This window comes from Segatella copri (genome assembly GCF_019127135.1).
Classification (GTDB): domain Bacteria; phylum Bacteroidota; class Bacteroidia; order Bacteroidales; family Bacteroidaceae; genus Prevotella.
Genome location: NZ_JAHOEA010000007.1, coordinates 45,475 through 70,288, shown reverse-complemented (window position 1 = coordinate 70,288; position 24,814 = coordinate 45,475). Strand labels below are relative to the sequence as shown.

19 protein-coding genes are annotated in these 24,814 nt (G+C 44.5%); 14 read left to right on the top strand and 5 right to left on the bottom strand.

Annotated elements, in window-relative coordinates; translation table 11 throughout:
• Positions 1-114: 114 nt before the first annotated feature.
• Positions 115-939: an alpha/beta hydrolase gene (locus tag KSW37_RS03360; protein ID WP_217313289.1), complete on the top strand. Its 825-nt coding sequence runs from the start codon at positions 115-117 to the stop codon at positions 937-939.
• Between the two features lie 269 nt (positions 940-1,208).
• Here KSW37_RS03360 and KSW37_RS03355 read toward each other — a convergent pair whose 3' ends face one another.
• Positions 1,209-2,642 carry an undecaprenyl-phosphate glucose phosphotransferase gene (locus tag KSW37_RS03355; RefSeq protein ID WP_254368538.1) on the bottom strand — a complete coding sequence of 478 codons (1,434 nt, stop codon included), beginning with the start codon at positions 2,640-2,642 and terminating at the stop codon, positions 1,209-1,211.
• Positions 2,643-3,000: 358 nt separating this feature from the next.
• Between KSW37_RS03355 and KSW37_RS03350 the strand changes: the two genes are divergently transcribed.
• The 7 genes from KSW37_RS03350 (at position 3,001) to guaA (ending at position 11,092) form a co-directional block, all read left to right on the top strand.
• Complete coding sequence (locus KSW37_RS03350) at positions 3,001-4,344, top strand: sugar phosphate nucleotidyltransferase (protein WP_217313290.1); 1,344 nt, start codon at positions 3,001-3,003, stop codon at positions 4,342-4,344.
• Between the two features lie 149 nt (positions 4,345-4,493).
• On the top strand, positions 4,494-4,766 hold the full coding sequence (locus KSW37_RS03345) for a co-chaperone GroES (protein ID WP_006846288.1): 273 nt from the start codon (positions 4,494-4,496) through the stop codon (positions 4,764-4,766).
• 76 nt (positions 4,767-4,842) lie between these two features.
• Positions 4,843-6,471 carry a chaperonin GroEL gene (gene groL, locus KSW37_RS03340; RefSeq protein WP_217313291.1) on the top strand — a complete coding sequence of 543 codons (1,629 nt, stop codon included), beginning with the start codon at positions 4,843-4,845 and terminating at the stop codon, positions 6,469-6,471.
• A gap of 366 nt (positions 6,472-6,837) precedes the next feature.
• Positions 6,838-7,053 carry a transporter gene (locus KSW37_RS03335; protein WP_217313292.1) on the top strand — a complete coding sequence of 72 codons (216 nt, stop codon included), beginning with the start codon at positions 6,838-6,840 and terminating at the stop codon, positions 7,051-7,053.
• Positions 7,037-8,581: a RapZ C-terminal domain-containing protein gene (locus KSW37_RS03330; RefSeq protein WP_217313293.1), complete on the top strand. Its 1,545-nt coding sequence runs from the start codon at positions 7,037-7,039 to the stop codon at positions 8,579-8,581. Before KSW37_RS03335 ends, KSW37_RS03330 begins: the two co-directional genes overlap by 17 nt.
• A gap of 76 nt (positions 8,582-8,657) precedes the next feature.
• Entirely contained in the window at positions 8,658-9,404 is a 747-nt protein-coding gene (locus KSW37_RS03325; protein ID WP_217313294.1) for a nucleotidyltransferase family protein, read from the top strand.
• A gap of 77 nt (positions 9,405-9,481) precedes the next feature.
• Positions 9,482-11,092 carry a glutamine-hydrolyzing GMP synthase gene (gene guaA / locus KSW37_RS03320; RefSeq protein ID WP_217313295.1) on the top strand — a complete coding sequence of 537 codons (1,611 nt, stop codon included), beginning with the start codon at positions 9,482-9,484 and terminating at the stop codon, positions 11,090-11,092.
• Between the two features lie 73 nt (positions 11,093-11,165).
• On the opposite strand, the gene mscL is transcribed toward guaA, so the two are convergent.
• On the bottom strand, positions 11,166-11,597 hold the full coding sequence (gene mscL / locus KSW37_RS03315; protein WP_217313296.1) for a large-conductance mechanosensitive channel protein MscL: 432 nt from the start codon (positions 11,595-11,597) through the stop codon (positions 11,166-11,168).
• A 379-nt stretch (positions 11,598-11,976) separates the two neighbouring features.
• On the opposite strand from mscL, the gene gap reads away from it, so the two are divergent.
• The 3 genes from gap to KSW37_RS03300 all read left to right on the top strand — a co-directional run bounded on the left by gap (position 11,977) and on the right by KSW37_RS03300 (position 15,148).
• Complete coding sequence (gap, locus tag KSW37_RS03310) at positions 11,977-13,008, top strand: type I glyceraldehyde-3-phosphate dehydrogenase (protein ID WP_006846296.1); 1,032 nt, start codon at positions 11,977-11,979, stop codon at positions 13,006-13,008.
• A gap of 134 nt (positions 13,009-13,142) precedes the next feature.
• On the top strand, positions 13,143-14,111 hold the full coding sequence (gene miaA, locus KSW37_RS03305) for a tRNA (adenosine(37)-N6)-dimethylallyltransferase MiaA (RefSeq protein ID WP_217313297.1): 969 nt from the start codon (positions 13,143-13,145) through the stop codon (positions 14,109-14,111).
• A gap of 107 nt (positions 14,112-14,218) precedes the next feature.
• Positions 14,219-15,148 (top strand): diacylglycerol/lipid kinase family protein, encoded by a 930-nt coding sequence (locus KSW37_RS03300; RefSeq protein ID WP_217313298.1) that lies wholly within the window; start codon positions 14,219-14,221, stop codon positions 15,146-15,148.
• A gap of 50 nt (positions 15,149-15,198) precedes the next feature.
• Here the strand turns inward: KSW37_RS03300 and KSW37_RS03295 are convergent, their stop codons facing one another.
• The gene (locus tag KSW37_RS03295; RefSeq protein ID WP_217313299.1) at positions 15,199-15,903 is read right to left on the bottom strand and encodes a Crp/Fnr family transcriptional regulator; all 705 of its coding nucleotides are present in this window, start codon (positions 15,901-15,903) and stop codon (positions 15,199-15,201) included.
• Positions 15,904-16,116: 213 nt separating this feature from the next.
• Between KSW37_RS03295 and KSW37_RS03290 the strand changes: the two genes are divergently transcribed.
• From KSW37_RS03290 to KSW37_RS03280, 3 genes are read left to right on the top strand one after another with little or no spacing between them, the layout of a single operon-like run.
• Positions 16,117-18,060: a glycogen debranching enzyme N-terminal domain-containing protein gene (locus KSW37_RS03290; protein ID WP_217313300.1), complete on the top strand. Its 1,944-nt coding sequence runs from the start codon at positions 16,117-16,119 to the stop codon at positions 18,058-18,060.
• 18 nt (positions 18,061-18,078) lie between these two features.
• Positions 18,079-19,347, top strand: coding sequence for a glycosyltransferase family 4 protein (locus KSW37_RS03285; protein WP_217313301.1), 1,269 nt, complete (start codon positions 18,079-18,081; stop codon positions 19,345-19,347).
• A 37-nt stretch (positions 19,348-19,384) separates the two neighbouring features.
• The gene (locus tag KSW37_RS03280) at positions 19,385-20,815 is read left to right on the top strand and encodes a glycoside hydrolase family 57 protein (RefSeq protein ID WP_217313302.1); all 1,431 of its coding nucleotides are present in this window, start codon (positions 19,385-19,387) and stop codon (positions 20,813-20,815) included.
• Positions 20,816-20,924: 109 nt separating this feature from the next.
• Here KSW37_RS03280 and KSW37_RS03275 read toward each other — a convergent pair whose 3' ends face one another.
• Positions 20,925-22,715 (bottom strand): glycoside hydrolase family 43 protein, encoded by a 1,791-nt coding sequence (locus tag KSW37_RS03275; RefSeq protein ID WP_217313303.1) that lies wholly within the window; start codon positions 22,713-22,715, stop codon positions 20,925-20,927.
• Between the two features lie 21 nt (positions 22,716-22,736).
• Positions 22,737-24,767, bottom strand: a complete 2,031-nt coding sequence (locus KSW37_RS03270) for a glycoside hydrolase family 28 protein (RefSeq protein WP_217313304.1) — start codon at positions 24,765-24,767, stop codon at positions 22,737-22,739.
• Positions 24,768-24,814: the final 47 nt, after the last annotated feature.

Sequence of the window (24,814 nt, the reverse complement as noted above, 5' to 3'; positions counted from 1 at the left end):
CAAAAACACCAAAAAAAGAAGAAAAAATAACATAGGATTAACGAAAAAAATGCTTATCTTTGCACTATCTTTGCAAAACTGAATAAAGATATAAACAACATAACAAAAAGAAAAATGAAAAAGACAATGATTTCTTTTCTTCTGATGCTGACAGCAATATCAGCATCAGCGCAATCCACAGCTCGCAAGTTCGTATTGAAGAACAGCAGCGATGGACAGAGTGAGCTTACCTGTTATCTTCCTAAGAATCCTTCAGGAAGAGCCGTAGTAGATTGTCCTGGAGGTGGCTATTCCCATCTTGCGATGGATCATGAGGGGCATCAGTGGGCCGAGTATTTCAATAAACAGGGTATCGCCTTCTTTGTTCTGAAATACAGAATGCCTTATGGAAATCGTAATATTCCGTTGAGTGATGCTTATCAGGCGATGCGTACCGTCCGTGACAGTTCTGCCGTATGGAAAATAAACAAGGAAGATGTCGGAATTATGGGATTTTCTGCCGGTGGTCATTTGGCTTCTTCCGTAAGTACCCATGCAGAGGCGGCTGTGCGACCTGATTTCTCTATTCTTTTCTATCCTGTGATTTCCATGGATGAGCGTATCTCTCATAAGGGATCATGCGTGAATTTCTTGGGTGAAGAGCGTAATACCAATAAAAAACTGGTCGAAGAGTGGTCTAATGATAAGGCTGTGCGTCCGGGCGCTACACCTCGTGCCATCATCCTAATGTCGTTTGACGATAAGGTTGTTCCTCCTGTAACCAATGGTGTAGCCTATTATTCTGCCATGAGTAAGGCGGGTAACGAGTGTACCATGCATATCTATCCGACTGCCGGACATGGATGGGGATTCCGAGATGCCGCCCATGGCTTCCCATATCATGACCAGATGTTGAATGACCTTACCTGTTGGCTCAACAGGCTTCCATCTAATAAATAAAGAGTATACCTATATACCTAAGAAGAGGGTGTATCATAAGTTAATGATACACCCTCTTCTTGTTCTTGGAAAAGCTAGGATATGTTCTTGGAAGAGATAGAATATGTTGTTGAGACAGTTAGTATCTCCGGTCGCACAACAGCTGTTGTGCGCTTGCATAACAGCTGATATGCGCATGCACAACAGGTGATGTGCGTGTGGCGGCCAACTGTTGTGCGCCAACTGTTATCCAAACTTATGGCACATCCTCTTTTTCTTTTTATAATCTCTTAATAAGCATTCTTGTCAGGACAGATGATGCTCTTGGCTGTCATGAAGATAATCTTGATATCGAGCCAGAACGACCAGTTCTCAATATACCAGATATCGCGGCGGATACGTTCCTCCATCTGCCAGAGTTCCTTAGTTTCACCACGGTAACCTGTAACCTGAGCCCAACCGGTGATGCCCGGCTTGGAAAAGTGGCGAACCATATATTTGTCAATCAGACTTCCATATACCTCAGTATGGTGCAGCATGTGAGGACGAGGTCCTACGATACTCATATCACCCTTCAGTACATTGATAAACTGAGGAAACTCATCTATATTGGTCTTTCTCATAAAATTGCCGAAAGCAAACTTGCGAGGGTCGTTCTTGGTAGCCTGAGCTTTGTCTGCATCCTTGTTTACATGCATGGAGCGGAACTTCAGACAATAGAATGTATCACCGTTCAGACCTGTTCTTGCCTGTTTGAAGAAAATAGGTCCCGGACTCTGAATCTTGATGATAAGGGCGATGATAGGGATGAATGGCAAGACGCACAGACATGCGAATCCGCTCACCACGATGTCGAAACTGCGTTTGATGAAACGGTTTGAAATACTTGACAGCGGTTCTATATGGTTCGAATATACTGTTCTGCCCATGAAGTTTTGAGCGTCAAGATGTAACTTGTACTCACCGAATACACGTGGCAGGTAGTAGAAGTGTATCACATTCTTGTCACAGAAGTGCATGATGTTGATAATCTCCGGAGATTTGTGTGACAGGCAGCAGAATGCCTCGTCAATGTTGGAAGGCGCACCGTTGATAGTATCATTCATGGTAGAAGAGATGATCTCCTGGAGCTGTTTCATCGTTCCAATTCTCTTCAGACCTTCTGGAGCTTTTGTAATATCTTCATCAGCATAATATCCTTTTACGATATAACCGGCAGAAGGATCCTCTGTCATCGTCTTGTACATCTCGCTCACGGCAGGGTCGTTACCTATAAAGACAACTGTGCGTGAGTTGCGGCCTTTTGAACGGAAGTATTTCAGTATGTTAAGTTCTAAGAGTCTGCTTATGATGAGTGACAGATAGTATGTAATACCGAAGATAATATAGAAGGAGAACATCTTATCATCATGACTGAGAAGTCTCACAAAAATAAAGAAACTCAAAGTCATAGTTCCTGCCAGGCATAAGGTTCGTTTTAATACTTGTAAGAAACCGATTTTTCTAACATGTATGATAGTGGAATAGAAGTATTCGCCTAAGAACAATGCTACATTTGCAACGAAAAAGGTAATCTTCGTTGCAGAGTCGAAATAGTCTGGTGTGAATTCTGGACCATATTCTTTATAGGCCAGCAATACGATGTTTAAGATAATGAAATCGGTACACATAACCAATCTCTTTATCGTTTCGTTTCCTTTGTAGTTCTTGTTTATCATTTGCATATTCTTATAAAATACTCCTAATTATGTTTGATATCTCCTTTTCAGAAGGTATGTTTAAGTTCTTTTTCGGTCGCAAAGTTAATAATAATTGTTGAAAATCGGAAATAAATTGGCAAAAAAATATCTAAATGGACCAACTTGAACCAATTTGAACCAATTTTCTAGTCCTGCCCTCTTTCAAAACGACGATTTTTCGCTCGTGCTTTTCTTTCATGTTCTTGCAAAATTGTCAGTGACTTTGCAGATTTTCATCGATTTGCTTGGTGGTTTCAAAGGAAAAGCGTACTTTTGCAAACGGATTTCACGGATAGGTGTGAATTTTAAATATGATTAATAAACTATTTAGATAACAAAAGGTATGCAATTGATTCTATTATCGGGTGGCTCAGGTAAAAGACTTTGGCCCCTTAGCAATAATGCTAGAAGCAAACAGTTCCTGCCATTGCTCGAGAAGGAGAATGGGGAAATGGAAAGTATGGTACAGCGCGTGGTACGCCAGGCGCAGGAGGCGAATCTGACCAACGATATAACACTGGCTACCAACGCCAGTCAACTGGATATTATCCAAAACCAGTTGGGAGAGCGTGTTTCTGTGGTTACCGAACCAGAGAGACGTGATACCTTCCCTGCCATTGCTTTGGCTGCAAGTTATCTGAAACTGAAGAAGGAATGCGAGGACGACGAGGTTGTGGTTATCATGCCTTGTGATCCTTATACTGAGTTGGAGTATTTCCATACCATCGCCCGTATGGTAGATTGTGTGGAGAAAAATGTAGCAGATCTCGTGCTGATGGGTATCAAACCTACTTATCCTAGTGCAAAGTATGGATATGTGGTGCCTTTCCCTGAAGAAAAGAAGTATCAGATGGTAAAGAGATTTACAGAGAAGCCAGATGTGCCTACTGCAGAGAAACTCCTGGAAGAGGGGGCTTACTGGAATGGTGGTGTCTTCGCCTTCCGCTTAGGCTATATGATGCAGATTGTACGAAAGTATATGCGGAGTGAAAGCTTTGAAGATACTCGTGCAAGATACGGCGAATTCCCAAAGATTTCCTTTGACTACGAGGTGGCGGAAAAGGCAGAATCTGTAGCTGTAGTGCCGTTCAATGGTGAATGGAAGGACCTGGGTACCTGGAATACGCTGACTGATGAGTTACATCATTCTATTATCGGTAATGCGGTGATGGGAAGCCACTGCGAGAATACGCATGTCATCAACGAACTTCAGTTGCCTCTTTATGTGGATGGTCTGAAGGATGCGGTCGTCGCAGCGAGTCCTGACGGCATCTTCGTGTGCTCTAAGAAATATTCTGAGGATATAAAGAAGGCGGTAGAACATCTTACTCCGCGTCCGATGTATGAGGAGAGAAGATGGGGTACTTATCGCGTGATAGACGATTCGAAGTATGCTGACGGCAATCATTCACTCACCAAGAGTATTACCTTGAAGCCAGGCAAGAATATCAGCTACCAGCTTCATCATCATCGTTCGGAGGTGTGGACTTTCGTGGAAGGTGAGGGAATCTTTGTGCTTGATGGTGAGGAGAAACATGTGAAAGCGGGGGATACCGTGGTGATACCTCTGGAGCACTATCATGCCATCAAGGCGATTACACAGTTGACTTTCATCGAAGTTCAGAATGGTAATCCGCTGGTTGAGGAGGATATCGAAAGATTCGATTATCAATGGAAAATGAAATAACCACAAGAAATTGTGATATTGTGTCAGTATAAGAACGTGCCAAAGTGTCAGTGTGGATGCTTTGGCACGTTTTTCGTATACTGGCGGAAAGATGGGTAGCAATATCTGTCGACAAAATAAATGTATAACAATTAAAATATTATAGAATCATGAACATTAAACCATTAGCAGACAGAGTGCTGGTACTTCCTGCACCAGCTGAAGAAAAAGTAGGTGGAATTATTATTCCTGATACAGCAAAAGAGAAACCACAGCGTGGTAAGGTTGTTGCTACAGGCAAGGGTACGAAAGACGAAGAGATGATTCTCAAAGAAGGTGATACAGTACTCTATGGTAAGTACGCTGGTACGGAACTCGAATTCGATGGCACTAAATATATCATGATGCGTCAGAGCGATGTACTCGCTGTAGTGGAAGAGTAATTCTTAAAGGTAAAAAGTAAAAAGGTAAAAAACTTTTTGCTGATATTTATTTAAACATTATTAGAAAGAATATATTATGGCTAAAGATATTAAATATAATATGGATGCCCGCGACCTCTTGAAAAAGGGTGTTGATCAGTTGGCAAATGCAGTAAAGGTAACTCTCGGTCCTAAGGGCCGTAACGTGGTAATCGAAAAGAAGTTTGGTGCTCCTCAGATTACTAAGGATGGTGTTACCGTTGCTAAGGAAGTAGAGTTGGAAAATAAATTCGAGAACACTGGTGCTCAGCTCGTTAAAAGCGTAGCCAGCAAGACTGGTGATGATGCCGGTGATGGTACAACAACTGCTACTATCCTGACTCAGGCTATCGTAACAGAGGGTTTGAAGAATGTAACTGCAGGTGCAAACCCAATGGACTTGAAGCGTGGTATCGACAAGGCTGTGGCTGCAGTCGTTGCCTTCATCAAGGATCATGCTGAGCAGGTAGATGACAACTACGATAAGATTGAGCAGGTGGCTACAGTTTCTGCCAACAACGATGCAGAGATTGGTAAGCTCTTGGCTGACGCTATGCGTAAGGTTTCTAAGGATGGTGTCATCACTATCGAGGAGAGCAAGAGCCGTGATACAAACATCGGCGTAGTAGAGGGTATGCAGTTTGATCGTGGTTACCTGAGCGGTTACTTCATGACAGACGCTGACAAGATGGAGTGTGTAATGGATAACCCATACATCCTTCTTTATGATAAGAAGATTTCTAACTTGAAGGAGTTCTTGCCAATTCTCCAGCCTGCTGCTGAGAGTGGTCGTCCTTTGTTGGTTATCGCAGAGGATGTTGATTCTGAGGCTTTGACTACATTGGTAGTTAACCGTTTGCGTGGCGGTTTGAAGATTTGTGCTGTGAAGGCTCCTGGCTTCGGTGACCGTCGCAAGGCTATGTTGGAGGATATCGCTGTATTGACTGGCGGTGTTGTTATCTCTGAGGAGAAGGGCTTGAAGTTGGAGCAGGCTACTTTGGAAATGTTGGGTTCAGCAGATAAGGTAACTGTTAACAAGGACAATACAACTATCGTTAATGGTCATGGCGAGAAAGCTAATATCCAGGATCGCGTAGCTCAGATCAAGAACGAGATTGAGAATACCAAGTCTTCATACGATAAGGAGAAACTTCAGGAGCGTTTGGCTAAGCTCGCCGGTGGTGTAGCTGTCCTCTATGTAGGTGCCAACTCAGAAGTTGAGATGAAGGAAAAGAAGGATCGTGTTGACGATGCTCTCTGCGCTACCCGTGCAGCTATCGAGGAAGGTATCGTTGCTGGTGGTGGTACTACTTATATCCGTGCTCTCGAGGCATTGAAGGATATGAAGGGTGATAACGCTGATGAGACAACAGGTATCCGCATCGTAGAGCGTGCTATCGAGGAGCCTTTGCGCCAGATTGTAGCCAATGCAGGTGGCGAGGGTTCTGTAGTTGTTAATAAGGTACGCGAGGGCGAGGGTGACTTTGGTTACAATGCCCGCAAGGATGTTTACGAGGATATGCGCAAGGCTGGTATCGTAGACCCTGCCAAGGTAGAGCGTGTAGCTTTGGAAAATGCAGCTTCTATTGCTGGTTTGTTCCTGACAACAGAGTGTGTATTGGTTGACAAGCCTGAGCCTGCACCTGCTGCTCCTGCTGCTGCGCCTGGAATGGGTGGAATGATGTAATCTAGTGAATGGCTTGCGCAAACAAAGCACATTCTAAGGGTGCGGGTTTGCAAAGTGAAAATATCAAATAGGGGTGATTCTCAGCGAATTACCCCTATTTTTTTGTTTTTTTAGTTATAAAGATGCAAAAAATAGCAAAATTATTTGGTTCGAATAATCTTTTTTTGTATCTTTGCATCGTAAATAAAAGAAAGTATCATCTGAAAGGATGACAAAGATATTTTTTTTGATTTGTTTTAGTAGATTAGTTTTTAAGTAGTTTGTTTTTGGAAATCGGTTGTCGTGAGACATCCGATTTTTTTTTGTTTTTATTTTGTTTTCTCGATATAATTGTGTAATTTTGCACCATATTAGAAATTTGATGGCATGAACAATATTGATTGGAAAAAAGCATTGGTCTTTCTGATTGTTATCGGAGGACTGATTTATATTACAAAAGCTGAGTTGAGGATGACGACTACAAACTCGTTCCTGACTACGCTAGGTATCTTATTGCTTCTCTTTATCGGAGATAACTTCGCACAGAAGATTGATGATGATCGGAAACGACGTAAACTGAATAATGATGGAAAAGCTGATTGAACTTTATAAAAAATGGGCGGGTGAAGAACCTGCTGATGTCATAAAGCTGGCAGGGCAGGGGAGTAACCGACAGTATTTCCGTATCATCAGGCAGGATGGTGATACTGTGATTGGCGTGATAGGAACCAGTCGTGACGAGGATCATGCCTTTATCTATCTGGATCGTCATTTCCAGCTCAGGCAGTTGCCTGTTCCACAGGTCCTGGCGGTGAGTGACGATGAACTTTGTTATCTTCAGACGGATCTTGGTGGTACTTCGCTTTTTGATGCAATCAGGGGCGGACGTGATGCTGGCGGACGTTATAATCAGAAAGAGAAGGAACTCCTGAAGAAAACCATTCGTGAACTACCGAATATCCAGATTCGCGGAGCTAGAGGCTTGGACTGGCAAAACTGTTATCCTCAGCCAGAATTCGATGTTGACAGTGTTCTCTTTGATCTCAACTATTTCAAATACTGTTTTCTGAAGCCTACCGATTTGGATTTTCACGAATTGAAACTTGAAGCCAACTTCCGGCTTTTTGCCAAGGATCTGACATCAGAGCCGATGGATTGTTTTCTGTATCGTGATTTCCAGGCGCGCAATGTCATGTTGGATGATAAGGGAAATCCACACTTTATCGATTTTCAGGGTGGCCGAAAGGGACCATTCTATTATGATCTGGCCTCATTCCTTTGGCAGGCATCTGCTAAGTATCCGTTCAAACTGCGCAGAGAATTGGTTTGGGAATACTACCAGTCATTGAAACATTATACCGAGGTACCTACGGTGCGACATTTTGTAAACCGGTTGAGTCTTTTTGTGCTCTTCCGTACCTTGCAAGTGTTGGGTGCCTATGGATTCCGTGGTTATTTCGAGCGCAAGAAGCATTTCATTGACAGCATTCCGCCGGCTATCCAGAATTTACGCGATCTTCTGAAAATGGGAGACAAGGTATTCCCTTATCCTTATATGATGGATATGCTGAGAAGACTTACTGAGCTGCCGCAGTTCAAGGTGATAGAGAGCGTGGCGCTGAGTCGTGCAGATGGCTATAAGACTACCGACAACAATATCTATCGTGCGCATCCGCAGGACGGACCAGCTACCTATTCTAAATATGATGGTAAGGGACCGCTGGTGGTAAGAGTGTTTAGTTTTTCTTATCGAAAGGGAATTCCTGAAGATCCGTCTGGCAATGGCGGAGGTTATGTCTTCGACTGTAGAAGTACCCATAACCCTGGCAGATACGAGCCTTATAAAAAACTGACGGGTCTGGATGAGCCTGTTATCCGATTCCTGGAGGATGATGGTGAGATATTGAAGTTCCTGGAGCATGTCTATGCACTTGCCGACCATCATGTAAACCGCTACATGCAGCGTGGCTTTACCTCTCTGATGTTCTGTTTCGGATGCACCGGCGGTCAGCATCGCAGTGTATATTCCGCCCAGCATCTTGCTGAACATATTCACCAGAAGTTTGGTGTAGAAGTGCATATTTGTCATCGTGAACAGCATATTGAACAGGTTTTACCTGCAAAACAATAGAAAATAGCGTGCAAATTTGGCTATCTCGCAAAAAGTTAGTAAATTTGCACGCACATTTAAAAATAGCTAATTAGCAATGATGCAAGCAATGATATTCGCAGCAGGTTTGGGCACTCGCCTTAAGCCACTTACCGACCGTATTCCGAAGGCTCTGGTAAGTGTCGGGGGAGAACCTTTGCTCAAACGTGTCATCTTTCAGTTGAAGGATGCCGGTTTCACTCGCATTGTAGTGAACGTGCATCATTTCTCCCAACAAATTATCGATTATCTCAGAGTACATGACAACTTCGGTATGGACATCCGTATCAGTGATGAGAGTGAAAAGCTGCTCGAAACGGGTGGAGGTATCCGGAAGGCATGGCCGCTCTTCAACCAGTCAGAGCCTATTCTTATCCACAACGTGGATATTCTGAGTAATGTGGATCTGAAGAAGTTCTACCAGATGGAGAGTCAGGATATGATAGCCGCCCGTCTGATGGTGAGCGAACGCAAAACCAAGCGTTATCTCCTCTTTGATGACAGTATGCGGCTGGTGGGATGGACGAATATAGAAACGGGTGAAGTGAAGAGCCCTTATCCTAACCTCAATCCCAAAGATTATAAGATGTATGCCTTCTCTGGCATTCACATGGTAGCCCCATCACTCTTCCCGCTGATGGAGGATGAGCCGGATAAGTTCCCTATCATGGACTTCTATCTGAAGCATTGTGACAAGGTGCGTATAGAGGGATATGTGAAGAACGATCTCAAACTGATGGATGTGGGAAAGCAGGAGACGCTGAAAGAGGCGGAAGCATTTCTAAAATCGTTAGTTAATAGTTAATAGCGGCTATGCCGTATAGCAAGAGTGCTATAAACTATAAGCTATAAATTGTAAACTGTAAATTAAAATTAGATATTATGCAACAGAAGATTATTATTTTGGATTTCGGTTCACAGACCACACAGCTGATCGGCCGTCGTGTTCGTGAACTCGATACCTTCTGCGAGATTATGCCTTACAACAAGTTTCCAAAGGATGACCCATCTGTCATTGGTGTCATCTTGAGCGGTAGCCCATACTCCGTTCATGATCCGGAAGCTTTCAAGGTAGATTTGAGCCAGTTCATTGGCCGTATTCCAGTGCTCGGCATCTGCTATGGTGCTCAGTTCCTCTCTTTTGCCCAGGGTGGAAAGGTGGAGGCTGCTGACAGCCGTGAGTATGGTCGTGCCAACTTGGAACATTTCGATGTTGAGAATCCTTTGTTCAAGGGCTTTGTTGAGAACTCGCAGGTGTGGATGAGTCATGGTGATACCATCACTGCCATCCCTGAGGATTATAAGTGCATCGCTTCTACTGCTAATGTGAAGTATGCTGCATATGCTTCAACCAAGCAGCCAGTTTGGGCTGTTCAGTTCCATCCAGAGGTATTCCACTCTTTGCAGGGTACACAGTTGCTGAAGAACTTCGTGGTTGATATCTGCGGTAGCAAGCAGGATTGGAGCGCTGACTCTTTTGTTGAGACTACTGTGGCTGAGTTGAAGGCGCAGTTGGGTGATGATAAGGTTATCCTGGGTCTTTCTGGTGGTGTTGACTCTAGTGTGGCTGCTGTTCTCTTGAACAAGGCTATCGGCAAGAACCTTACCTGTATCTTCGTAGATCATGGTATGTTGCGCAAGAATGAGTTCCGTGACGTGATGGAAGATTACAAGTGTTTGGGCTTGAATGTAATCGGTGTAGATGCATCAGAGAAGTTCTTTACCGACTTGGCTGGTGTTACCGATCCTGAGAAGAAGCGTAAGATTATCGGCCGCGACTTTGTTGAGGTGTTTAATGCTGAGGCTAAGAAGCAGACCGGTGCCAAGTGGTTGGCTCAGGGTACTATCTATCCAGACCGTATTGAGAGTTTGAATATTACAGGTAAGGTTATCAAGAGCCATCACAATGTAGGTGGTCTTCCTAAGGAGATGAACCTTCAGTTGTGTGAGCCTTTGAAGTGGTTGTTCAAGGATGAGGTTCGCCGTGTAGGTCGTTCTATGGGTATGCCAGAGCATCTGATTACCCGTCATCCATTCCCTGGTCCTGGTTTGGCAGTTCGAATCTTGGGCGATATCACTCCTGAGAAGGTACGTATCCTTCAGGATGCTGACGATATCTATATCCGTGGTTTGCGCGAGTATAAAGTGAAGTTGAGTGGTGAGGAAGCTCGCCGCGTCTTGGCTGCCGGTGTTCCTGCTGATATGCAGAATGGCGAGATAGAGGTATCTCTTTACGATCAGATTTGGCAGGCTGGTACCGTATTGCTCTCTACTGTCCGTTCAGTAGGCGTGATGGGCGATGAGCGTACCTATGAGCACCCTGTTGCATTGCGTGCCGTAACCAGTACTGATGCGATGACAGCCGACTGGGCACATCTTCCATACGACTTCATGGCAAAGGTAAGTAACGAGATTATCAACAAGGTAAAGGGTGTCAACCGCGTTTGCTATGACATCTCTTCAAAACCACCTTCGACAATCGAGTGGGAATAATCATATAAAAAAGACCACCATTTGAGTTTGATATTCAACTCAGATGGTGGTCTTTTGTTTGTAAAATACATTTTTATGCTTTTTTCTCTTTCAGCAAATCACGGATTTCCATGAGAAGCTTTTCTTCGTTGCTTGGCTCTGGAGCCTTCGGAGTTTCTGCCGGTTTCTCTTCTTCTTTCTTGGCTGTAATCTTGTTGACAACCTTGATGAGCATGAAGATACAGAAAGCAACGATGAGGAAGTTGAAGGTGGTCTGCAGGAAATTGCCATAGTTGATGGTAGCAGCCTTGAATTCCTCGCCCGCCACATTCACGGAAGGAAGGGTTACCTTGAGGTCGGCAAAGTTGACACCACCGATGAGCCATCCGATAGGTGGCATGATGATATCGTCAACAACAGAACTCACGATTTTGCCAAAGGCACCACCTATGATAACACCGACTGCCATGTCGAGAACGTTTCCACGCATGGCAAACTGTTTGAATTCATTTAAAAATTTACTCATAACTCTAAAATTTTAAAAGTTTATATTATAAAAAATCTTCTTCTATATATAATAAGGTGAGAAAAGCAAGCGCCTTCGACTTCTTTTATCTGTTACGCTACCCATCTTTCCGTCTGCAAAGAAACGAATTTTGCAATATGGAGTTGTCAGTATGGCATGTCTAATATTAAAAAACCGTTATTATTGGTGCTCTCTCATTCATTTTTAACTTATTTAATACTCATTCTGGTTGCAAAGTTAGAAATTTTTTTGTAACTTTGCGCTCGTAAAGAAGAAAAAGTGCTTGATAGGGATGAAAAAAGGTGTTATCAGCTCCTTCGGATTCACTTGATAGCTTAAAAGAAATAATTTTTAAACTATTAATTTAAATATTAGAACAATGATTAAGATTGGTATTAACGGATTTGGCCGTATCGGTCGTTTCGTATTCCGTTCTACAGTTGAGGCTGAGAACGCAAAGGAAGTACAGGTAGTAGCTATCAATGATTTGTGCCCAGTTGATTACATGGCTTACATGTTGAAGTATGATACAATGCACGGTCATTTCGACGGTACTATCGAGGCTGACGTTGAGAAGAGCGAGTTGATCGTAAACGGTAACCACATCCGTGTTACTGCTGAGCGTGACCCAGAGAACTTGAAGTGGGATGAGGTTGGTGCTGAGTACGTAGTTGAGTCTACAGGTCTCTTCCTCGCTTACGACAAGGCTGAGAAGCACTTGAAGGCTGGTGCTAAGTATGTAGTACTTTCTGCTCCTTCTAAGGCTGACGCTAACGGTAACCAGGCTGATATGTTCGTTTGCGGTGTTAACACTGACAAGTACAATGGTCAGAAGATCGTTTCTAACGCTTCTTGTACAACAAACTGCTTGGCTCCTATCGCTAAGGTATTGAACGATAACTTCGGTATCGAGACAGGTTTGATGACAACTGTTCACTCTACAACTGCTACACAGAAGACTGTTGATGGTCCATCTATGAAGGACTGGCGTGGTGGCCGTGCAGCTGCTGGCAACATCATCCCTTCTTCTACAGGTGCTGCTAAGGCTGTAGGTAAGGTTATCCCTGAGTTGAACGGTAAGTTGACAGGTATCTCTATGCGTGTTCCTACTTTGGACGTATCTGTTGTTGACTTGACAGTTAACTTGAAGAAGGCTGCTTCTAAGGAGGCTATCTGCGCTGCTATGAAGGCTGCTTCTGAGGGTGAGTTGAAGGGTGTACTCGGTTACACAGAGGATGCTGTTGTTTCTTCTGACTTCTTGGGTTGCGCTTTGACATCTATCTTCGACGCTAACGCAGGTGTTTACTTGACAGACAACTTCGTTAAGGTTGTTTCTTGGTATGACAACGAGATTGGTTACTCACACAAGGTTGTTGAGTTGATCAAGATCATGAAGAAGCACAACGGTTAATTCGTTGCCTCTTAACGATTAAGTATATGGCCGTCCAGCATTTTTTCAATGCTGGACGGCTTTTTTGTTTTTATAAGTGAGATTTTCTTTTCATTTTATTTTGTTTTCTCAATAATTTCATTTAACTTTGCGGCATGAAATATTCGATGATAACCATATTGGGACCTACAGCGAGTGGCAAGACAAGTCTTGCAGCAGCTCTTGCAGCCAGGATCAGCAGCTTGGATGCTGATTTGTCGGGTATCCCTGCCAAGGGTGCTGAAATCATTAGTGCAGACAGCCGGCAAGTGTATCGCGGCATGGATATAGGTACGGGTAAGGATTTGGCTGACTATACCATCCATGGTAAGCAGATACCTTATCACCTGATTGATATCTGTGAGCCCGGTACGAAATATAATCTTTTTGAATATCAGCAGGATTTTTATGATGCTTATCAGGATATTCAGAAAAGAGGGGCATTCCCGATATTATGTGGAGGTACAGGACTCTATATTGAGTCGGTGCTGAAAGGTTATCATCTCTCACCTGTTCCGCAGAATCCTGAACTCCGTGAGTCGTTGGCTCATAAGAGTTTAGATGAACTTACAGAAATGCTGAAAGAACTCAAGGCGAAAACAGGTTCTAATATGCACAATCGTACAGATGTAGATACTGCACAGCGTGCCATCCGGGCGATTGAGATAGAGAGCTATAATCTAGAGCATCCGATGCCGGAACGAGAACTCCCGCCGGTTGATTCGCTGATTATCGGTGTCAGTATTGACCGGGATTCAAGAAGAGAGAAAATCTCCCGAAGATTAAAACAACGATTGGATGATGGAATGGTGGATGAAATCAAGGGATTGTTAGACCTTGGTATTCCTGCCGAAAATCTCATCTATTATGGTTTGGAATATAAGTTTATTACAGAATATGTGATAGGTAAGACATCATACGATGAGATGTATCGCGGTTTGGAAATTGCTATCCATCAGTTTGCTAAACGGCAGATGACGTGGTTCAGAGGTATGGAACGCAGAGGCTTTACCATTCATTGGGTAGATGCTTTGATGCCGATGGAAGAAAAGGTGGAGACTGTCTTGGGGCTGATGAGGAGCTAGACTGCGGCCTGGAAGCTGGCTAGGGCTGGCATCCGATGGAATCGGATGTAACGGTGGCCGGGCGGAAGTGATATTTTATACAACTTTCAAATTACAAAGAAGAGACAATGGTAAACGAGAATAAATGGGGGCTTCTTTATTGCCCTAGAGGAGGCTGGCGAAGTAACAAGCGCTGGGAAAAGATTGAGAAGGTGCTCAAGCAGCAGGGTGTGGATTACGACTTTGTGCAGAGCGAAAATCAGAAGAGTGTAGAGCGACTGATCAGAATGTTTATCAACAATGGCTATAAGACAATTATCATTGTAGGAGGAGATTCTGCTCTTAATGATGCCGTAAATTGCCTGATGCAGATAGATCAGAAAGAAAGAGACGAGGTGGCGCTGGGAGTGATTCCTAATGGACTGATGAACGACTTTGCCCACTTCTGGGGATTCAGCGACAGTGATATCGAGAAAACGGTAGCTTCGCTGAAGAAACGTCGTGTCAGAAAGATTGACCTCGGTTGTATCCGCTATGTGAACAAGAAGGGGGAGAAATGCCGTCGCTATTTTCTCAACTGTATCAATATCGGACTCATTGCTGCAATCATGAACCTGAGAAGAAAAACCCATCATATCTTCGGTTCACGTACCCTGTCGTTTCTCTGTTCCTTTATCCTGATGATTTTCCAGCGTCTCGACTATAAGATGCATGTGAAAATCAATTCGGATGTAATCAGACATAGGGTGATGACGATGTGTATAGGTAACGGAACAGGTTATGGACAGACACCGAATGCTGTGCCATACAATGGATTGCTCGATGTGTCAGTGGTATCTCATCCTAAGATGACCCAACTCTTTGAGGGTATCTATCTCTTTGTGAAAGGCAAGTTCCTGAATCATAAGAGTGTGCACCCTTACCGTACCCGAGAGATTGAAGTACTCGAGGCCCAGTATGCTCTGATAGGTATCGATGGCCGATTGATGAATACACCCGTAGGTCCATTCCAAATAACAGTAATTCAGGAGGTTATCAACTTTCTGATACCGGCATAACTTGTATTTCGGTATAAAGAAAAAACATATAAAGAAAAAATAGCAGAACTTTATCCAAGTTCTGCTATTTTTATGATTTCTTCTTCCTGTAAGATTTTGATTTTTCTTCCTTCAGTCTTAATGAGTTCTTCTGCCGTAAAGGCTGAGAGCGTACGGATGGCATTGCTTGTTGTCATATTACAGAGGTTTGCCAAATCTTCACGACTCAAACGGATGTCAAGAGTTTTTCCGTCTTTTTCTACACCATAAGAGTCTTTCAGGAACATCAGTCCCTCGGCAAGTCGGGCTCGGATATGTTTTTGTGTGAGATTTACGGTACGGTCGTCCGATTTTCCTATCTCCACACTGAGATATTTGATAAAGAAGAAGCCTATGTTAAAACTTTTGGAGAGCAACTTCATGAGAACCGCCAATGGGAACTGGGCAATAACACAGTTTTCTAGCGACATGGCTGCCGTCTTGTATATCTCATCCGCAAAATAGGCTCTGAAGCCAAAGAATTCAATCGGTTTGATGACACGGATAATCTGGCTCTTGCCACCGATACCCTCTTTGTAAATCTTCACTTTTCCCGATATGAGACATAGAGCATGTTCAGGAGTGCCCTCGTTTTTATAGATGATTTCGTTCTTCTTATACTTCTTGATTTCGAGATGTTCTTTCAGTAATTCGAACTGGTCATCAGCGATGCCTCCCCATAGCTTAGCAATCAGCTTTGCTATATTTCCTTTATCGTATTTTCCTCTAGCTGCCATGTGTACAAATCTTTTAAACCGAAAACTATGTGCAAAAGTAATGCTTTTTCTTGAAATAATCAAGTATTTTAGTGTAAAAATATGTTTTATAACATAAAAAGGCATTTTTTTCTAAAAATGGCACACAAAAAACTTTGTTATACCACAAAAAAGTGTTACCTTTGAAAGCAATTAATATAGTCAACAAAAAATATAGAACCTTAATATAGATCTATGAGTTATCTAAAATTCGAAAAGGCCCTTATGACGAATCTTCAAGAATCGTTGCCTAAGGAGTTGTTGAGAACCAATCGGTCGGGTGCATATTCGTGCTCAACGATTGTAGACTGTAATACCCGCAAGTATCACGGATTACTTGTCGTTCCAGTTCCTGAACTGGACGATGACAATCACGTGCTCTTAAGTTCGCTGGATGTTACAGTAATTCAGCATGGCGCTGAGTTTAATCTCGGCTTGCACAAGTACCAGGGCAACAACTACAGTCCGATGGGCCACAAGTACATTCGTGAGTTTGATTGTGATAAAGTGCCAACTACCCTTTATCGCGTAGGTGGTGTTATCCTGAAAAAGGAAGTTGTATTCCAGCATTATGAGAATCGCATTCTGATTCGCTATACGCTGGTAGACGGCCATTCGGCTACAACCCTTCGTTTCCGTCCATTCCTGGCTTTCCGCAGTGTCCGTCAGTTTACTCATGAGAATGCTACTGCATCTCGTGATTATGCTGAGGTTGATCATGGCATAAAGACCTGTATGTATGCAGGTTATCCTGATCTCTACATGCAGTTCTCCAAGAAGAACGAGTTTAAATTCTGTCCAGACTGGTATCGTGGCGTGGAATATCCAAAGGAGCAGGAGAGAGGTTATGCTTCTAACGAAGACCTCTATGTTCCTGGCTATTTTGAAATGGATATCAAGAAAGGCGAAACCATCGTCTTTGCTGCTTCTACCTCAGAAATCAAGGCGGTAAGCCTGAAGAAACTCTTCGACAAAGAAGTGGATGAGCGTTCTCCTCGTGACAATTTCTTCCATTGTCTGGTCAATGCGGCACATCAGTTCCATCGTCGTGAAAAGAACGATGACCGATATATCCTGGCTGGTTACCCTTGGTTTAAGTGTAGAGCCCGCGATACATTTATCGCTCTGCCTGGTCTCACCCTTTCTATCGAGGAGGATGACTACTTCGAACTGGTGATGAAGACTGCGATGAAAGGTTACTACGAGTTTATGGAAGGTAAACCGGTCAGTGTTCATATTGCCGAGATTGAACAGCCTGACGTACCATTGTGGGCTGTCTGGGCTTTGCAGCAGTATGCTAAGGAAACCAGCAAGGAAGAATGCTTCAAGAAGTATGGACAGTTTATCAAGGATGTCATCTCCTTTATCCTGGATAACAAGCATCCGAACCTGAAGCTCGAAGAGAACGGATTGCTTTATACTGATGGTAAGGATAAGGCTGTTACTTGGATGAACTCTACAGCCAATGGCAGACCAGTGGTTCCACGTACAGGCTATATCGTAGAGTTTAATGCGCTGTGGTATAATGCCTTGTGTTTCTGTGCTTCTCTTGCAGCAACAGTAGGTGAAGAAGACAGCCAGCAGCAACTTCTGGCTCAGGCAGAGAAAACCAAGCAGGCGTTCCTCGATACCTTCCTCAATGAATATGGCTATCTCTACGACTATGTAGACGGCAATATGATGGATTGGAGCGTTCGTCCGAACATGATATTTGCAGTGGCTTTCGACTATTCTCCATTGTCGCAAGACCAGAAGAAACAGGTACTTGATATCTGTACACGCGAACTCCTTACTCCTAAGGGATTGCGTTCACTCTCGCCAAAGAGCGGAGGATATAATCCTGTTTATGTAGGTCCACAGACCCAGCGCGACTATGCTTACCATCAGGGTACAGCGTGGCCATGGCTCGGTGGCTTCTATATGGAGGCAAGTCTGAAACTCTATAAGCGTACCCGCTTGAGCTTTATCGAGCGTCAGATGGTAGGTTATGAGGACGAAATGTCTTCACATTGTCTTGGTACCATCAGCGAACTCTTCGATGGAAACCCTCCATTCGCAGGTCGTGGCGCCATCTCTTTCGCCATGAATGTGGCTGAGATTCTGCGTGCGCTTGAGTTACTTGAAAAATATCAATATTAATAATAGGAGGACTGCTATATGAAAGTTTTAATGTTTGGATGGGAGTATCCTCCTCACGTATTTGGTGGTTTGGCAACTGCCAACTTTGGTATCTCCCAAGGACTTCATGCCCAGGGCGATGTTGATATCACATTGTGTCTGCCTCATCCTTTCGGTGATGAGGACCGCAGTGCCTGCAGGATAGTGGCAATGAACAGTGTGCCTATTGCCTGGCGCGATGTAAATCACGACTATGTGCAGCAGCGGGTAGGCAATATCATGAATCCGGATGATTATTTCCGTTACCGTGACCACATCTATGCCGATTTTAATTATATGCATGTAAATGACCTCGGCTGTATGGACTTTGCCGGTGGTTATCCATCTAATCTTCATGACGAGATTAACAACTATAGCATCATTGCCGGAGTTGTAGCCCGTTCAGAGGAATTTGATATTATCCATGCTCACGACTGGCTGACATTCCCTGCTGGTATTCATGCCAAGCGAGTGAGCGGCAAGCCATTGTGCATCCACGTTCATGCTACCGATTTCGACCGTAGCCGTGGAAAGGTGAACCCTACCGTTTACGCTATAGAGAAGGACGGCATGGATAATGCCGACTGCATCATGTGTGTATCCGAGTTGACCCGTCAGACGGTAATTCACCAGTATCATCAGGATCCACGCAAGTGTTTCGCCATGCACAATGCCGTATATCCATTAAAGCAGGAGTGGCAGGATATTCCACGCCCAAATCATAAGGGCAAGGAGAAGGTAGTAACCTTCCTGGGACGTCTTACCATGCAGAAAGGACCTGAATATTTCGTAGAGGCTGCCAACATGGTATTGCATCGTACACGCAATGTGCGTTTCTGTATGGCAGGTTCAGGCGATATGATGGATCAGATGATTTATCTCGCAGCAGAAAGAGGCATTGCCGACCGATTCCACTTCCCTGGCTTTATGCGCGGCAAACAGGTTTATGAGTGCCTGAAAGACAGTGATGTCTACGTGATGCCATCTGTGAGCGAGCCGTTCGGTATCTCACCTTTGGAAGCTATGCAGTGCGGCACACCAACTATTATCTCCAAGCAGAGTGGATGTGGAGAAATCCTTTCCAACTGTATTAAGGTAGACTACTGGGATATCCATGCCCTTGCCGATGCAATCTACAGCATCTGTCACAACGAGAGTCTCTTCGAGTATCTCTCAGAGGAAGGCAAGAAAGAGGTTGACCAGATTACCTGGGAGAAAGTGGGAGCCCGCATCAAAGACCTGTACCTCAAAACCTTAGGGTGGAAGTAGTGGGCAATTAATAATTAAAAATTAATAATTAATAATTATGAAAACAATTTGTTTATATTTCGAGATACATCAGATTACCCATCTGAAACGCTACCGCTTCTTTGATATCGGTACCGACCATTACTATTATGATGACTATGAGAACGACCGTAGCATCAACGAGATCGCTGAGCGCTCTTATATGCCTGCCTTGAATGCCCTTCAGGAGATGATTGAAAAGAACGGCAAGTATTTCAAGGTTGCTTTCTCTCTTTCGGGAGTGGGTATGGAGCAGTTGGAACTTCATGCTCCTCAGGTATTGGAGAAACTGCAGCAGCTCAACAATACGGGTTGTGTAGAGTTCCTGGCTGAGCCTTACTCTCACGGACTTGCTTCTCTGGTTAATGAGGCAAGTTTCAAGGACGAGGTGATGCGCCAGTGCACCAAGATAGAGGAATATTTCGGAAAGAAACCTACCGTATTGCGTAACTCTTCGCTCATCTACAGCGATGATATCGGTAACGATGTTGCCAACATGGGATTCATCGGTATGCTTACCGAGGGTGCTAAGCACGTGCTCGGTTGGAAGTCTCCTCACTATGTTTACCATTGCGCATTGAACCATAAATTGAAACTTCTGTTGCGTGATGTGAACCTGAGCGATGATATCTCTCTGCGTTTCAGTAACAGCGATTGGGATGGTTATCCTCTCTTTGCAGACAACTATATGAACCAGATTGCTGCCTTCCCAGAGGAGGAGCAGGTTATCAATATCTTCATGGAACTTTCTGCTCTTGGTGTTGCCCAGCCTCTGTCAAGCAATATCCTCGAGTTTATGAAGGCTTTGCCTCAGTGTGCAAAAGACCGTGGCATCACCTTCTCTACACCTAGTGAAATCTGCAAGAAGATCAAGTCGGTCGGTGAGGTGAATGTGCCCGATACCTTGAGTTGGGTAGACGAGGAGCGTGATGTAAGTTCGTGGTTGGGTAACCCGATGCAGCGTGAGGCTTTCAATAAGCTTTACAGTGTGGCAGACCGTGTACGTATCGCCAACGATCCACGTATTAATCAGGACTGGGATTACCTGCAGGCAAGCAACAACTTCCGCTTCATGACTACCAAGCCAAGCAATGTGGGTCTTGACAGAGGTATCTATTCAAGTCCTTTCGATGCTTTTACCAACTATATGAACATTCTTGGTGACTTCATCAACCGTGTGAACGATCTCTATCCTGCTGATGTTGATAACGATCAGCTGGAGGGCTTGCTTACCACCATCAAGAATCAGGATGAAGAGATAGAGATGAAGGACAAGGAGATTGTCCGTCTCCAGGCTAAGATAGAAAAGATAGAGAAGGAAGTTGAGAAACTGCGTGGTGAAAAGGCTACTAAGGCTCCTGCAAAGAAGACCGCAGCAAAGCCTGCAGCCAAGAAGGCTCCAGCTAAGAAGACAACAAAGGCTGAGCCTACAGAAGAAAAGAAAGATTAGATTTTAGATTACTCATAAAGATTAATCCCCCTCGCTGCATTGATTTGCAATGAGGGGGATTTTTTTGTTTTCCAAACATTCTCTGAAATAACGCGTTAGCTGGAAAGCGTTATTTTTCGAAATGAATCCAGTCTACGTCGAAGAAGGCTGCATCGTTCTTCTTGGCTGTGCGGGTGTTGAAGAAACCGAGTTTTGCACCTATCCACTTGCCTTCACGCACAGTGAAAGGGGTGCCTATCTTAATAAACTTCTTACCATCCAGACTGTAGCTCCATTCAGCGATAGCCTGTATCTGGTTGGCGATGCCTTCGCTATGAACCTTCACGCGGAGCCATACATCCTGGGTAGCGATGCGGGAAGAAGGAATATCATCTACGGCATACTTCACGGTGTAAGGTTGAGGCTGCTTGCTGGTCTTGATGGCCACTTGCTTTACCACCTTCTCAGCCTGTCCCTTCTCAGCCTTCTCGCAGGTTACATATTGCAATACAACACCCTCTTCCTTGGTATCAACAAACTTGAGTGCCGCATAGTCCATGCCTTGCATAATCATGCCGGCGCTTTCGCCCAATACCTTATCTTTTTCCTTGTAAGCCTCGGTGCGGTTAGGTATGAACTTCACCTTGGCAGTAGCAGTAAAGTTCTCGGTAGGGAGTTTCTGGAGCAGGAGGTTTGGCAAATCATACAGGTTCTTTACATCTTCAGCCTGCTGCACACCATAGAGACGTAACTTGGAGTTCTTGGCATCACAGAAGTACCAGTACTGACTGTAAGGACCGTTCCACTGCCATTGCAGACCTAAATCTACGCTGTTGAAATCATCCGATTCCTTAGGCTGGAAGTTACCGCTTGATGGCAGGTTTGGCTTCTTCCATTGCTGAACAGGGTCACCGCAGCCATCGCCATCCTTGTCGTCACCGATGACGAGCCAGTCGTTTACCCATTTGGCTGGTTGCAGATGAACCACACGACCATAGGCGTGCTTATCCTGGAAGTGGAGGAACCAGTCTTCACCGTTCTGGGTATCTACCCATGCACCCTGGTGAGGGCCGTTTACCTTCTTGTTCTTTCCCTGTGCCATACCCACATACTCCTCGTAAGGACCGTATGGATTCTTGGAACGCAGTTCTACCTGCCAGCCATACTTCACTCCGCCCGCAGGACTCATGATATAATAATATCCGTTGCGCTTGTAGAATTTGGTACCCTCGATGGTAGGTTGGTCTTCATGACCGTCATATACGATGCGTGAAGGACCGATAACCTTGGTGCCGTCTGGTGACATTGGAGCTACGAAGAGCACCGACTTGATACCGGCTCTGGAACCGGCGCATCCATGTGAAAGATAAGCCTTGCCGTCTTCATCCCAGAGAGGGCAGCAGTCGATAAGACCTTTTCCCTTCATCACCCAGGTGATAGGCTCCCAAGGACCGCGTGGATCTTGTGTCTTGGTCATGAAGAGCCCCTGGTCTGGATCACCGCAGTAGATATAGAACCATCCATCATGGTAGCGGATAGATGGTGCCCATACGTAGTTACCATGCTGAACCTTCTTGCGCCAATCCAGTTCGGTGCCCAGGTATTCTGGCAAAACCGGATAATCATCGAGTAGGGCAGCACCGATAATCTCCCAGTTTACCAGGTCGGTGCTGTGCAGAATCTGCAAGCCAGGGAAACACTGGAAGGAAGAGGAAGTCATATAGTAGTCATTGCCCACACGGCATACGTCAGGGTCTGAGTAGTCGGCGTCAATAACCGGGTTGCGGTACATTCCGTTCTTCAGGTTCGGATTCCATGTCTTGGATACCGCTTTCTGGGCATTCACGCTCAGCGCAGAGAGCGGAGAACTCAATGCGATGGTGGCGAGAATGCACAGGAGTGAATGATATTTTATTTTCATTGTTACCGATGTTTAAATGAATTATTTAGCTACGTATTTCTTGTTGTTGTAGATATAGATACCTTTTTTGAGACCTTGCAGGTCTTCTGCCTTTGCATTGAGCTTTACCATGCGACCGCTGAGGTCGTAAATGTTGTTATTGTTTACCTTGGCGGTTAAAACAACATTGTTGATACCTGAACTTGTTACCTTTACACCTTTCAGTGTGATAACCCAAGCGGCTTGTGCATTTTGTGGTGTGAAGGTAAGAACGCCAGTAGCAGGAGTGTCAAGTGTAATATCAAACTTTGTGCTCGTATCCGTTTGGGTTAAACGGCTAGGGAATACGTATTTGTCGCTGGCAAAGGTTGTTCCGTTCAGCTCGCCGAGATAGCAGGTCTTGTTGTCTTCATTGGTATATCCTGCAAATGTAGCCGATGTAATGGTAATATTCTCAGGCAGGTTGATGGTAAACTGTATGCCCTTGCTATACTTGATGGTATTGTTTTTAGCTGTAGCGTAACCTTTGCTGCTCTCTATGCTGCAACCGTTATTGAACGTCCATGGAGATAGATCTGTGCTTGAAGAAGTGCTGGTTGATGCATCCAGAATATAGCTTACTTCTGTTGTCTCACCTGGATTGGGAGTGGGATTTGGATTTGTACCTGCCCCTGTAGCATCACACTGGTCGTCTACTGTAGAATCGTATTGGCGGATCCAGAGTTTGCCAGACTGGCATGTAATCTTAGAGTTGTTCTTGAATACGAGATTATCTACGAAGCGGATATCGATGCCCTTCTTGGCTGAAATCTGCACGTTGTCGAGAGTCACGTTCTTGATGTGGCTCTCAGGGCGGCCAATCAGGAAGATAGCGTTACCATCGCAAACATCTGTTGTCTTCACGTTCTGAAGCAGAATGCCGTTGTAGGTTGGGGTAGTACTATCAAGAGCTCTGGCATTTGCCTTGTCTACGGCAGGATCGCTGTTGTAGTTCTTGTCGTAGTAGCAATCGATAGAGAATGGGTTCTTCACCTTGGTCATGGTGAAGTTGGTGAACTTCCAGTCCTCCTCGCCACCGCCACGCAGCGTACCGCCACTGTTGATACCCGTCTTCATGCGGATACCGGCAGTTGTACCATTCATGGTGATGTTGTCGAACCATACATGCTTGATGTTTTTGGTGAAACTACCGATTGAAGCACCATGTCCTGTACCAAAGTCGCAGTTCCAAACATGGATATACTGTGCATTGTCATCGCAAACTACGTTATCATCACCTGTACTGATGTTGCAGTTATAGATGTTCATGTGGTGACCCCAGATAGAAATACCGTCTGTATTATGAGAAGGCTGTTCTGTCTTGGTTTCAGAAGAAGGGTTATAGATGATTACGTCATGAACAGTACCATTGTTCGCACCATTGCTGTTACTCAAGGTGATATTAACACCAGGACTATTCTGCACCTTGAGATTGCGAATCAGGAATCGGCTGCCTTTCTCGAATCTGATCATCGCTCCCGGATTGAATGTCTCCTTGTTGTCGCGAGCCTTCCACCAGCGTGTTCCCTGTCCGTCGATGATGGAAGTTTCACCTTCACCCTCTATGACAATGTCGCTCTGGTTCTTGTTCTTGCAACCGATAAAGAGCGTTTTGTTGTTAGGTGCCTTACCATATTCAACGAGTTTCAGAGTCGCTCCTGCGCAAAGGTGGAGCACAGTCTTTGACTTGATGCTGAGTACCTCGGTAGTGCTTGTCATCTGGTCGGTACTACCAAACATCCATGTACCGGCAGGAATCACGACCATACCACCGGTAGAAGGCACAGCATCAAGTGCTTTCTGGATAGCCTTGGTGTTGTCTTCTGCCGTAGTTGAAGCACCATAGTCCTTGATGTTGAAGGTGTTGGCTGATGTGATGGTTGGCAACTGTGGCAGAGAAACGGCAGTCCATCCTTCTGGAGTGTTCTGGGCCATCTGCTCGGCTGTGATACCTGCGAAAGTTTGTGCTTTAGTGAACATTGGCAGAGCCATGAGCGCAGCAAGCACGACTGTCTTAATGATTGATTTCTTCATTTCTTCTTAGGTTTATTTATTTTATTCTATAAGATTTTGTGCAAAGT